The sequence below is a fragment of the Flavobacterium sp. GNP002 genome (genome assembly GCF_054343795.1).
In genome coordinates, this window is the sequence record NZ_JBTGUW010000001.1 from 688691 (window position 1) to 701797 (window position 13107).

Sequence of the window (13107 nt, forward strand, 5' to 3'; positions counted from 1 at the left end):
TTTTTGATTATTTTGCATGAAATATTGCCGATTGATTTATGACAGAAATTACAGAATATATTACCAATGATTTTAAAGCGATTGACAGCCACGATTCTATTGCGGCTATTCAAGACTTTTTTAGTGACTTACACTTTTCACATTTTCCAATTGTTGAAGAGGGCGTTTACATTGGCAGTATTGCATCGGAAGATATAGAGACTTTTGACAGTGATAAAAAAGCAGCAGATTATCGCTTTACTCTGGAGGGATTTTTTACCAGAACAAATACGATGTGGCTGGATGTTTTGGAAGTCTTTGCAAAAAATCACACTAATTTAGTTCCCGTTTTGGACGAAAACAATACCTACGTAGGATATTATGAAATAGAGGATATCATGAAGTTTTTTCATGAAACACCATTTTTAAAAGAACCAGGCGGAATTATTATTGTCAAAAAAGGAGTTTTGGATTATTCGATGAGTCAGATTACTCAAATTGTCGAAAGCAATAACGGCAAGCTTTTGGGTTTATTCATTTCGGAAGCCGATGTGGATAGTGTAGAAGTGACCCTAAAAATAACTTTGGGTGCGATGAATGAAATTATACAAACTTTTAGAAGGTACAGTTATGAAATCATATCGGAACATCAAGAAGACAATTATATCAATAATTTAAAAGAGCGCTCTGATTATTTAGATAAATACCTTAACATATAACCGCTTATTCGGAGATTTGATGATTCGGTAATAGCAACCACCATCTCAAACAACCCAATAATCAAATTAACGATTAAAAAAAAGATGAAAGTAGCGATCTACGGTCAATATTATCAGAACAGTACAGAACCCATCATAAACGACATCTTTGTTTTTTTTAACAAAAACAATGTAGAGATGATTATTGAATCTCATTTTTTGTTGATGCTTAATGAACGGAAGATTGTAGAAAAAAAATATAAAACTTTCACATCCCACACAGAGCTTGACGATAGTTTTGACATGCTGATAAGCATCGGTGGAGATGGAACTATACTAAGAGCCGCAACATTAGTGCGAGATTCTGGCATACCTATTTTAGGAATAAACGCAGGAAGATTAGGTTTCTTAGCTTCTGTACAAAAAGAAAATATTGCCTCGTTTATGCAATTTGTCATCGATAAAAAATACACAATTTCTAAACGAACTTTACTGAGTTTAACGTGTACACCTCCAAATGAATCCATTGACGCAATTAATTTTGCCATGAATGAAATTACGGTCAGCCGAAAAGACACTACTTCGATGATTACGATTGACACTTACTTGAATGATGAATATTTGAATTCCTATTGGGCTGATGGTTTAATCATTTCTACACCTACAGGATCCACAGGATATTCTCTCAGTTGTGGCGGTCCCATTTTGACACCTGACGTAAAAAGTCTCGTTATTACTCCTATTGCTCCTCACAATCTTACCGCAAGACCACTTGTAGTTCCTGATGAAACTGAAATCCGTCTGAAAGTTTCAGGAAGAGAAGAAAACTATTTAGTCTCCTTAGATTCCAGAGTTACCTCGGTAAAAAACGAATCGATTCTAACTTTAAAGAAAACGCCTTTTCAAATTAATATGGTCGAAATCACCGAAGAAACTTTTTTGAAAACACTTCGCAAGAAATTACTTTGGGGAGAAGACAAAAGGAATTAAATCATTTTAATCAAGCGCTATACGATTTTATCAATTTTCCCCGTTTTAGTAAAACTAATACTTAATTAGTGTGAGTTTAGTAGTTAATTATTAAAAAAACACACATTTAACTGAATGGGTATTGAATCGAATTGATAATTATTATATTTGCACGCAATTTTTGATTAAATGAACAAAATTTTTTATTTATTTTTTTGCTTTTTCACTTTAATGTCTACCAATGCTCAGATACACGAGGTTGGTGTTTTCATAGGGGGAAGTAATTTTATAGGTGATGTTGGCCCTACTGCGTATGTTTCGCCAAATGAACCTGCTTTTGGATTGCTATACAAGTGGAATAAAAGTGCCAGACATGCTTACCGGTTTTCTTACACGCAATCAAAAATCGTTTCAAATGATTTAGATTCAAAAGAGCCCGGTAGAAACCAGAGAGGCTATCGCTTCGAAAACGGTATAAAAGAAGTATCTTTAGGCCTTGAATTTAACTTTTTTGATTTTAATCTTCATGAAGCAAGTACTAAAATTACTCCTTATGTGCATTCTGGCGTAAGTTATTTTAGACATGACGAATTGTATGTATTGGACGGAGAAACTAAAAAAGACAAGAACACAGGTTCATTTGCAATACCAATGACTATAGGATTAAAATCAAATATTACTCCTAGTATAATATTGGCTGCAGAAGTTGGTGCAAGATATACTTTGACAGATAACATAGACGGAAATAATCCGGAAAACAAAAATTTGGAATCGCTCCGATTTGGAAATATAAATAATAATGATTGGTATGTTTTTTCAGGAGTTACTTTAACTTATACCTTTGGAAACAAACCCTGTTATTGTGCAGAATAAAAAAATGAATTTACTAGAGACTATCAACAAGAATAACTTGCCAAAACATTTAGCCATTATTATGGATGGTAATGGGCGTTGGGCAAAACAACAAGGGCTTTTAAGGGCTTTAGGCCATGAAAGCGGAACAAAATCAGTTAAAGTTATAATCGAATCGAGCGCTAAGCTCGGCATCGAATTTCTTACTTTATATGCTTTTTCCACTGAAAACTGGAACAGACCAAAACTAGAAGTTGAAACTTTAATGAAAGTACTGATCAACTCCTTGAAAAAAGAACTTGTAACACTCCAAAAAAACAACATCAAACTGAATGCTATAGGTAATTTAGAAAAATTACCAAAATCAGCACAAAAAGAACTCCTTGATGTTATTGATAAAACTAAAGACAACACACAAATGACATTGACTCTGGCGTTAAGCTACGGGTCCAGAGAAGAAATTGTCAACGCAGTCAGAAACATCTGTAATAAAGTTAAAAATAATATAATTTCAATAGACACTATTGACGATTCCATTATTAATGAGCATCTTTACACGCAAAATTTACCTGACGTAGATTTATTAATACGAACAAGTGGAGAACATAGGATAAGTAACTTTTTGTTGTGGCAGATTGCCTATGCAGAATTGTATTTTACTGATATATTGTGGCCAGACTTTAAAGAACAAGATTTATATGAGGCTATCATTAGTTATCAAAAAAGAGAACGTAGATTTGGAAAAACAAGTGAACAAATTAAATAATTTTTTAGTGTTAAATAAAAGCATAAAAATAGTCCTTACCGTTTTGATTTTTGGAAGTTTTTCACAAGTTAAAGCTCAAGAAAGAGTCCCTTTTGATCAAGGAAAAAAATACATATTAGCTGATGTAGCGGTGGTTGGAGACATAAGTTTTAACTCTCAAACCGTAGTCACTTTCTCAGGTTTGCAAAAAGGACAAGAAATAACAGTTCCAGGTGAAGAAATCAGTGCTGCTATAAAAAAACTTGGAAAACTAGGTCTCTTTGATGAAATTTCATTTTATGTAAATAAAGTGCAAAATGACAGTATTTATCTTGATTTGAATATTGTAGAGTTACCTAAATTAAACCAAGTAAAATTTGTAGGTGTTAAGAAAACAAAGACAGAAGCTTTAATAAAAGACAACAGTTTAAATAAAAACAAAGTAGTTAATGAGAACTTGATTACTACTACAAAAAACTACATAGAAAACAAATACAAAAAAGACGGTTTTTACAATACTAAAGTAAACATAAACACTGTTAAAGATACTTCAACAGTAAATTCAGTAAATATGCTTGTCACTATTGACAAGGGTGAAAAGGTAAAAATTCAAACAATTGATTTTGTAGGAAATACAAAAATGTCAGACAAAGCTTTGAGAAAAGCGATGAAGGATACGAAACAAAAAAATCCTATTCGAATTCTAAAGGCATCTAAATTTATAAAAGACAAATACAAAACGGATTTAGAAAAAGTAATTTCAGCTTATAAAGAAAAAGGGTACAGAGACGCCAGAATACTTTCGGATTCCGTAACTTTTGATAAAGAAAAGAACGCATTATCCATTAAAATTAATGTTGAGGAAGGGAACAAATATTACTTTGGAGACATTAAATTTTTAGGAAATACAGTATACACGGATCAAGGATTGAGCCGAGTATTAGGTGTGAAAAAAGGAGAAACATATAATGGTGTTCTGTTGCAAAAAAGGATTGCAGATGCATCAAAACCTGACGGAGAAGATATTGACAACTTATATAAAAATAACGGTTATTTATTTTCTAATATAAATGCGGTTGAGGTAAGAACTGCAAATGACACTATTGATTTTGAAATACGAATCACTGAAGGGCCAATTGCTTATTTCAATAAAATCACTGTTGTTGGAAATGATAAAACAAATGACCGTGTAATTTATCGTGAATTAAGAACAAAACCAGGAGAAAAATACAGCAAAGACGAATTAGTTAGAACCGTACGTGAAATTGGACAGTTAGGTTTTTTTGATCCAGAAGCGATTGATCCAAAATTCAAAAATGTTGATGCAAGTGCTGGAACGGTAGATATAGAATACAATCTTGTAGAAAAAGGATCGAGTCAAATTGAACTTCAAGGAGGTTATGGTGGTGGTGGTTTCATTGGTACGCTTGGACTATCTTTCAACAATTTTTCTGCACGAAATATGTTCAACAAAGATGCTTACAAACCACTACCAATGGGAGATGGTCAAAAAGTATCTTTACGTTTGCAAGCCAGTACATTTTTTCAAACATACAGTGTTTCATTTTCAGAACCTTGGTTTGGTGGAAAAAAACCAGTACAATTTAGCAGCTCTATATCGTATAGTAAACAATTTTTAAATAATTTTGTTACACAAAAAGCTGATAAAACTAAAAGTTTTAACATCATGACATTGTCTGTTGGTTTAGCAAAAAGACTTACTGTTCCAGATGATTTCTTTGTATTGTCACAATCGTTAAGTTACCAACATTATGATTTAAATAATTACAATACAGGATTATTTACTTTTGGAGATGGAACGTCAAGAAACTTTGCCTACACGGTTGGGTTAACAAGAAGTAATAAAGGTGTGAATCCAATTTTTCCAACATACGGATCGGAGTTTAGTATTTCAGCTAAATTAACTCCTCCTTATTCATTGCTAAACGGAACAGATTATGCAACATTAGGCGATAAAGAAGAATATAAATTAAAAAATAAAGAGGATATAAAAGATGTTGCGGGAAATATTATCCTTGAGAAAGGTGCTTATTTAGATGCCCAAGGGAATAAAGTTGGGACTTATCAAGAGGCAGCTGCAGACGCTGCATTAGTCGATCAAAAGAAATTTAATTGGTTAGAATATTATAAAATAAAGTTTAAAGCAGATTGGTATACAAAAATTTATGGTAAATTAGTACTTAGAACCTTGACTGAATTTGGGTTCCTTGGAGCATACAATCAAGACAGAGGTGTTGTTCCTTTTGAACGATTCTATCTTGGTGGGGATGGACAGGCAAACTATTCTATGGACGGTAGAGAAACAGTACAGTTGAGAGGATACAAAAACAACACGTTGACACCTGTAAATGAAACTGGAGATCAAATTGGAGCTACTGTTTTTAATAAATTCTCCATGGAATTACGTTATCCGATAACATTGAAATCATCGGCTTCGATTTATGCATTGGCATTCATGGAAGCAGGATCATCGTTTAAGGATTTCAAAAGCTATAATCCTTTTGCATTAAATCGTTCTGCAGGAGTTGGATTACGTGTATTTATGCCAGCATTTGGATTATTAGGAATTGATTTTGCTCATGGGTTTGATCCAGTACGAGATAATCTACAATCAGTTCATTTCATCATTGGACAACAATTTTAAAAAAATGACATAAAATTTTCTAATACTATAACGTTATGAGAAAACAATTTTTATATCTATTTTTAGCGTTAGTCGTTGTACAAACAATAGACGCGCAAACCAGAGGGACTAAACTAGGCTACATTGACATGGAGTACATTTTACAAAATGTACCTGATTATACGGAAGCAAAAGCTCAATTAGAGCAAAAGGCTGAAAAGTGGAAACTGGAAATCGATACTAAGAAAATTGAAATCAATAAACTGAAGGAAGCCTTAAAGGCCGAAAGAGCCTTGTTGACTAAAGAGCTTATTGATGAAAGAGAAACAGAAATTAATTTTCTTGAAAACGAAAATCTGGATTACCAACAAAAAAGATTTGGTGCCAACGGGGATTTGATGATCCAAAAATCGGTTTTGGTAAAACCAATACAAGATCAAGTTTTTACTGCAGTTCAAGATATTGCAGAACGGTTAAAATATGATTTTATCTTCGACAAAACTTCTGACTTGACCATGTTATTTGCGGCAAAAAGATTTGACATCAGCGATCAAATTTTACGCACATTAAACAGGACCGAAAAGAGAGAACAGTTGACTAAAAAACAACAAAAAGAGGAAGAAGCCAAACAAAATAAAGAAGATGCATTGGATGAAAATCCAGCATTGGCAGACAGACAAAAACTCTTAGATGATAAAAAAGCAACAAGAGATAAAATACTCGCTGATAGAAAATTACTTCAGGAGCAAAAGAAAAAGGAGTTTGATGATAAAAGGAAACAAGTTATAGCCGACAGAGAGGCTAAAAAAAATGGCACGGTTTCTGCAAATGTTAAAGCAGACGCCACAGAAAAAGCTGCAAGTAATGACCCAGCTAAAGACAGTGCAAAACTAGCCATTGAAGATGCTAAACAAAAACAAGCTGATGCAAGAGCGAAAACATTAGAGGATCGTAAGAAAGTTTTAGAGGATCGCAAGAAAGCATTAGACGATAAAAGAAAAAAAATACTAGAAGACAGAGAAGCTATCAGGAAAGCCAAAGAAGAAAAATTAAAAGAAAATACAAACAAAAATTAATTATTAAATATTTTAAAAACGATGAAACAAATTAAAACTCTATTTATTGCTGCAATTTTTATTTTAGGAGCAAACCAAACAATTAATGCACAAGCAAAAACTGCTCATGTTGATGTAAGTGAGATTATGACAAAAATGCCAGCAATGCTAGACGCTCAAAAACAATTGGATAAATTGAGTACTACGTATGATGCTGACTACAAAAAAATGGTTGAAGAATACCAAGGAAAATTGAAAAAATACGAAGCTGAAGCTGCTACAGTTACTGAAGCTGTAAATGGTGATCGTTCTAAAGAAGTTCAAGATATGCAAAAAAGAATTGTTGACTTTAGAGACAATGCTCAAAAAGAATTACAACAAAAAGAATCTGATATCGTAAAACCATTAATGGAAAAAGTAAGAGCTTCTATTCAAAAAGTAGGTAAAGCTAAAGGATTCCAATATGTTCTAGATGGTTCTAGTCTTTTACTTGCTGATGGTCCAAACTTGACTATGGATGTAAAAAAAGATTTAGGTTTCTAAAAAAAACAGATAATCGTACAAAACTGCTCACCCTTATCTTAGGTTTGAGCAGTTTTTTGTTTAAAATAAATTTTAGGAAATTCAAATTCCAGCATGTAACTTTGTTTTTATGAACAGTAATAATCAACCAATAGGAATTTTTGACTCAGGGATTGGCGGAACTTCAATTTGGAAAGCAATTCATCAATTACTACCCAATGAAAAAACTATATATCTGGCAGATAGTAAAAATGCCCCTTATGGACAAAAATCCAAACAAGAGATTATTGCTTTGAGTATGAAAAATACTGATTTCCTACTGGAGATGAAATGTAAATTAATCGTGATCGCTTGTAATACTGCAACGACTAATGCAATCCAAGAATTAAGAGCAAAATATGACATTCCGTTTATAGGTATTGAACCAGCAATAAAACCCGCCGTTACACATTCTAAAACGCAAATAATAGGAATCTTGGCGACACAAGGCACTTTGAATAGTGAACTTTTTAACAAGACTACAGAAAAGTACCAAGACACAAAAATAATTGAGCAAGTAGGTCACGGATTAGTCCAACTGATTGAAAACGGGGACATCAATTCCCCAGAAATGACGAAACTACTTCACTCCTACCTGACTCCAATGATTGAAGCTAACATTGATTATTTAGTGTTAGGTTGCAGTCATTATCCATATTTGATTCCTCAAATAAAAAAAATTCTTCCGGAGCACATTCAAATTATAGATTCTGGTGAAGCTGTTGCGAAACAAACAAAAAATATATTACGAGACAAAGTAGGTTTTTTATCGAAAGAAAAAAGTGAACCTATTTTTTACACGAATACAAATCCCAGAGTTTTGACTGAAATTTTAGAAAATAAATATTCGGTTGAAGAAATAGAATTTTAAACAATATTTTTTACTCTTCCTCTTTAAACCAACTTGAATACATCACGTAATTATTCGAAATGCGTTCGATTTCACCCGCAAAATCAGATTGATCAATATCTTTCACTTTTTTAGCAGGAACTCCCGCCCAGATAGTACCAGATGCTACAACTGTATTTTGGGTAATAACGGCACCGGCAGCCACAATAGAATTGCTTTCGATAACACAATTATCCATAACAATCGCTCCCATCCCTATTAAAACGTTATCGTGTACCAGACATCCATGCACAATGGCATTATGGCCAATAGAAACATTATTTCCTATAATTGTTGGGTGCTTTTTATACGTACAATGAATTACTGCTCCATCTTGTATGTTTACTTTATTCCCAATTTTGATGAAATTTACATCACCTCTAATTACAGCGTTAAACCAAACGCTACAATTTTTTCCAAAAGAAACATCGCCTACAATAGTTGCATTTTCGGCTACATAACAATCCTCAGGAATTGAAGGTGATTTACCGTTTACAGATTTAATTAGCATGAAAAAAAGAATAAATATTAATTAATTGCAGGACAGTTGCAATCGTATTTCACAGGCTTGCAGAACAAATCGATACCTAAAGTAATTTGGTGATAGCCACCATTATCGAATTTAACAGCTCCCGATAATTGAGAATACGTATAAGCAAACATAAATTTATCAAAGTTGACACCAACTATTGGCGTAATATATTGAAGTTTTTGTTTCGAAACAGAATTTCCATTAATGTATTCTGCACCATCAAAACTTCTTCTATAAGATAATCCGCCCCAAAGCTTTCCAAAATCTAACGTCTTGTAAGCTTTAAAGTTAATGTCAATCGATTTTTCTTTGGTTTGATCCACCATTTGGAATAAAATAGATGGCTCCCATAATATTTTGTCTTTGTCACCAAAAATATATCCGGCACTCAATAAATACTTTCTTAAATTATCACTTTCATATTCCGTGTAAATATCTCTTCTGGTTTCTATCGCGTTCTTTACTGTAGCATGTGCATAAAAATCCAAGTAGTTGTATGATGCTCCAATATCCACATTAAAATAAGAGTCCTTTTGCACGACAGTTCCATCAATAATGGGATCAAAATCCCCAGATTGCATAAATTCAGTTTCGTCTAATTGGCTCTGAATTAATCCTGCGCTGATTCCAAATGACAACTGGTTCAAATCAATTTCATTTCTTGAAAACATTAAGTGATAGGCATAACTAAACTTAACTCCTTTTTGGGAATGATATCCGTTTTTATCATTGAAAAGTATAATTCCGGCACCTGCTTTTTCACCTACTCTCCCATTAAAACTTAAGGTTTGAAGCTCTGGAGCATCCTCCTGGTCAAACCATTGTTTACGACCAGTCAACCTAATTTTGGCACAATTTGACGCGCCTGCCATTGAAGGATGAATTAAGTAATAATTATCGGAAAGATAATCAGAATAAACTGGGATTCCTTCCTGCGAAAAGGAATAGAAGGATATAAAAAAAAGGGACGATAAAAATCTAATTTTATTATACATTTAATTACTTTTTAATAGGAATGAATAATTTTAAATCAATAAAAGTTTTATGGAAACAAGAGCTAACAGCTTATCTAAAAATTAAACTAAAGTTAATTTATTCATTAAAAACTCAAATATAGTTATTCATAGAAAATAACTTTAGTAAATTTGTAAAAATTTAAAAGTCATGAACAAAGTTAGCATAAAAGAAACACAAAACCCAACTATATTAAAGTTTGAATTTCAAGATTTTATAACTCAAAATGAAAGTTTTGAATTCAAAAACATTGATGAGACTAAAACGTCTCCACTAGCACAACAATTATTTTACCTTCCCTTTGTAAAAACAATTTATATCTCCGGAAATTTTATAGCAATCGAAAAATATAGCATTGTGGAATGGGATGATGTCAAAGATGCCGTAGCAGAACAAATGGAAACATTTGTAAACAATGGCGGAACAATAATCACTATTGACGAAAACAAAACTAAAAAACAGCCTGTGACCGTTTATGGAGAAACCACTCCAAATCCAGCTGCATTGAAATTTGTAGTGAGTAAAATGTTGACTAAAAACGCTATCGAATTCAAAAATATTGATCAAACAGGTGCATCTCCATTAGCAAAAGAACTTTTTAAATTTCCTTATGTGAAAGAGATTTTCATTGATGAAAACTACATCTCGGTAACTAAATATGAAATCAATGAATGGCAGGAAATAACATTAGAATTAAGAAGTTTCATCAAGCTATATATTGAAAACGGCGGAACAGTTCTAGATGAAAATTTCATTCAAGCCACTACAGCAGAAGAAGATACCAAAGCAAAAGAGTTTGATAATCTGGATGTAACCTCGCAACAAATCATCAACATATTAGAGGAATATGTAAAACCTGCAGTGCAAGCTGACGGTGGAAATATTGCATTCGATTCGTATAACGAAACTGACAAGACAGTAAAAGTTATCCTTCAAGGAGCTTGCAGCGGGTGTCCGTCATCAACATTTACTTTAAAAAGCGGTATAGAAAACATGCTGAAAAGCATGCTGAACGACGAAGGAATTAAAGTGGAAGCTGTAAACGCATAAGCAAAATAAAATTACACAATTAATTGTAAATGTTATAGTTATGTGAAAATAATTGCCATTTTAAATAAAATAGGTACATTTAATACTTAACTTAACAAATAGAAATTATCTCAGTATTAAAAGTAATTGAAGTGCTTTCCAGTTCAGATATAAGTTGGGAAGATGCCACTCGAAAAGGAGTAGCAAAGGCGGCTAAAACCATAAACCACATACGTTCTGTGTACATTAAAGACCAAAGCGCTGCCGTAAGTGGAGGTGAAATCACAGAATATAGAGTAAACCTAAAATTAACTTTCGAACTCGAATAGATTAATTGGACCGATTCATTTAAGCGTTTGCTGCGGCGAACGCTTTTTTATTTCTAGAAGCTATTTAAGGCTATCATTTGCATTACTTTCTGGCGTCAGGTAATTCTTTTATTTTCAAACTGAATGATTCTGGCTGAAACCAAAAATTAAATAGTGTTATTATCCGCACGCTATACAATAAAGAAAACGTTGTTTTATGTTTTCCAAAACAGGACGAAATTGATACCAAATGCTGATTTTCAGTAAATTATTAATAGTTTAATAAAGCAATCCTAAAAAAAATTGTTTAATATTGTAGGACTAATCAAATAAAAATACCATGGGACTATCTTCATTTTTAAAAAATTTATTTGGCTCAGCCAAAGAAACTGCCAGCGAATTAGCTGACAAAGCTGAAACTACTTTTGAGCAAGCAAAAGAGACTGCTGCACCTTACCTTGAAAAAGCAGAAACATTTGCAGAAGAAACATTTGAAAAAGCAAAAGAAACAGCCACTCCTTATCTTGAAAAAGCAGAAACATTTGCAGAAGAAACATTTGAAAAAGCAAAAGAAACTGCCACTCCTTACCTTGAAAAAGCAGAGACATTTGTAGAAGAAACATTAGAAAAAGTAAAAGAAACTGCAGCTCCAATTATAGATAAAGTAGAAGATTTTGCTGGTCTTGCAAAAGAAACGGTTATTGAACATTCTGAGAAAGTAGTAGAATCCGTAAAAGAAAAAACTGCCGCAGCCATAGAAAAAGTCGAAGAAATAGCAAGTGAAACTAAAACAATAGCTACTGATGCTGTTGAAACTGTTTCTGAAAAAGCAAGTGAATTAGCAAAAGATGGTGATGCAGACACCACTGAAAAAGCTAAAGAAACTAAAAATAAAATAGAAGAAGACGCAGATTAATTTATAAAAAAATAATTTATTTGTATTTTTGCACTTCAAACTTAGCCTTCTCTTTTGAGAAGGTTTTTTATTAGATAAAAAATGAACTTAAATCCAAATCAGTTAACTGATTATGCCAATACATTCATCACAGTATTGGTTGATTATTCGCCAAAAATTATTTCTGCCTTTGTAATTTTATTTATTGGTCTTTACGCCATTCGGCTTATCAATAGATTCATTAGAAAACTAATGATAAAAAGAGATTTAGATCCTACCTTGACAAAGTTCCTTGCCGATATTTTACTTTGGGTTTTGAGAGTACTCTTGTTTGTGACTTTCATTTCAAATCTAGGAATAGAAACTTCGTCATTTGTAGCCATTTTAGGCGCAATGGGACTTGCTGTAGGCTTATCACTTCAAGGTTCCTTATCGAATTTTGCTGGCGGCATGTTAATCATTCTTTTTAAACCTTTTAAGGTAAATGATACTATTGAAGCACAAGGAGTAATAGGAACTGTCAGCGAAATACAAGTATTTGTAACCAAATTAATCACAGCAAATAATCAAACTATTTTTGTTCCAAATGGCTCTTTGTCAAATGGAAACATTATCAATTATTCTTTGCAAAAAATTAGAAGAGCTGATTTGACCATCGCCATTTCCTATGATACGGATATTAAAAAAGTGAAAGAAATAATTACTGCCATTTTAAAAAATAATCCAAAAGTACTTCAAACCCCTGCTGCCGAAGTTTCTGTAAAAAACTTAACTGACAATGCCATTCAACTTGCGGTGAGACCATGGGCAAATAATGAAGATTATGGTGTCGTTTTCTCTGAAACTTTAGAAAGCTGCAAACTGGAATTTGACGCTGCCGGAATTGTAATTCAACCTTATGTAAGAGAATCAACTAAGGAGAATTCTTAATTTAAAT

General features: G+C 32.7%; 14 protein-coding genes. 12 read left to right on the forward strand and 2 right to left on the reverse strand.

Annotated features, from left to right (window positions below):
• Window positions 1-38: 38 nt before the first annotated feature.
• The 8 genes from ACXX80_RS03150 to murI all read left to right on the forward strand — a co-directional run bounded on the left by ACXX80_RS03150 (window position 39) and on the right by murI (window position 8374).
• Window positions 39-698: a CBS domain-containing protein gene (locus ACXX80_RS03150; RefSeq protein ID WP_458551959.1), complete on the forward strand. Its 660-nt coding sequence runs from the start codon at window positions 39-41 to the stop codon at window positions 696-698.
• Window positions 699-782: 84 nt separating this feature from the next.
• A complete protein-coding gene (locus ACXX80_RS03155) occupies window positions 783-1667 on the forward strand; it encodes an NAD kinase (protein ID WP_315206437.1) in 885 nt (294 codons plus the stop codon).
• Window positions 1668-1835: 168 nt separating this feature from the next.
• Entirely contained in the window at window positions 1836-2519 is a 684-nt protein-coding gene (gene porG, locus ACXX80_RS03160; protein WP_458551960.1) for a type IX secretion system protein PorG, read from the forward strand.
• Between the two features lie 4 nt (window positions 2520-2523).
• Window positions 2524-3264 (forward strand): undecaprenyl pyrophosphate synthase, encoded by a 741-nt coding sequence (uppS, locus tag ACXX80_RS03165; RefSeq protein ID WP_458551961.1) that lies wholly within the window; start codon window positions 2524-2526, stop codon window positions 3262-3264.
• Window positions 3197-5908 carry a BamA/OMP85 family outer membrane protein gene (locus ACXX80_RS03170; RefSeq protein ID WP_458551962.1) on the forward strand — a complete coding sequence of 904 codons (2712 nt, stop codon included), beginning with the start codon at window positions 3197-3199 and terminating at the stop codon, window positions 5906-5908. The genes uppS and ACXX80_RS03170 overlap by 68 nt, the downstream gene beginning before the upstream one ends.
• Before the next feature lie 35 nt (window positions 5909-5943).
• Complete coding sequence (locus tag ACXX80_RS03175; RefSeq protein WP_458551963.1) at window positions 5944-6963, forward strand: OmpH/Skp family outer membrane protein; 1020 nt, start codon at window positions 5944-5946, stop codon at window positions 6961-6963.
• Window positions 6964-6984: 21 nt separating this feature from the next.
• Window positions 6985-7485: an OmpH/Skp family outer membrane protein gene (locus ACXX80_RS03180; RefSeq protein WP_458551964.1), complete on the forward strand. Its 501-nt coding sequence runs from the start codon at window positions 6985-6987 to the stop codon at window positions 7483-7485.
• 109 nt (window positions 7486-7594) lie between these two features.
• A complete protein-coding gene (gene murI, locus ACXX80_RS03185) occupies window positions 7595-8374 on the forward strand; it encodes a glutamate racemase (protein WP_458551965.1) in 780 nt (259 codons plus the stop codon).
• A 10-nt stretch (window positions 8375-8384) separates the two neighbouring features.
• Here the strand turns inward: murI and ACXX80_RS03190 are convergent, their stop codons facing one another.
• Together ACXX80_RS03190 and ACXX80_RS03195 are read right to left on the reverse strand one after the other, a co-directional pair.
• Window positions 8385-8903, reverse strand: a complete 519-nt coding sequence (locus ACXX80_RS03190) for a gamma carbonic anhydrase family protein (RefSeq protein ID WP_458551966.1) — start codon at window positions 8901-8903, stop codon at window positions 8385-8387.
• A 17-nt stretch (window positions 8904-8920) separates the two neighbouring features.
• Window positions 8921-9919 (reverse strand): PorP/SprF family type IX secretion system membrane protein, encoded by a 999-nt coding sequence (locus ACXX80_RS03195; protein WP_458551967.1) that lies wholly within the window; start codon window positions 9917-9919, stop codon window positions 8921-8923.
• Between the two features lie 169 nt (window positions 9920-10088).
• On the opposite strand from ACXX80_RS03195, the gene ACXX80_RS03200 reads away from it, so the two are divergent.
• From ACXX80_RS03200 to ACXX80_RS03215, 4 genes are all read left to right on the forward strand, one after another.
• Window positions 10089-10988, forward strand: a complete 900-nt coding sequence (locus ACXX80_RS03200) for a NifU family protein (protein WP_458551968.1) — start codon at window positions 10089-10091, stop codon at window positions 10986-10988.
• 107 nt (window positions 10989-11095) lie between these two features.
• Window positions 11096-11296 (forward strand): dodecin family protein, encoded by a 201-nt coding sequence (locus ACXX80_RS03205; protein ID WP_417990507.1) that lies wholly within the window; start codon window positions 11096-11098, stop codon window positions 11294-11296.
• 319 nt (window positions 11297-11615) lie between these two features.
• On the forward strand, window positions 11616-12191 hold the full coding sequence (locus ACXX80_RS03210) for a YtxH domain-containing protein (RefSeq protein ID WP_458551969.1): 576 nt from the start codon (window positions 11616-11618) through the stop codon (window positions 12189-12191).
• A gap of 81 nt (window positions 12192-12272) precedes the next feature.
• Window positions 12273-13100 carry a mechanosensitive ion channel family protein gene (locus ACXX80_RS03215; protein WP_458551970.1) on the forward strand — a complete coding sequence of 276 codons (828 nt, stop codon included), beginning with the start codon at window positions 12273-12275 and terminating at the stop codon, window positions 13098-13100.
• Window positions 13101-13107: the final 7 nt, after the last annotated feature.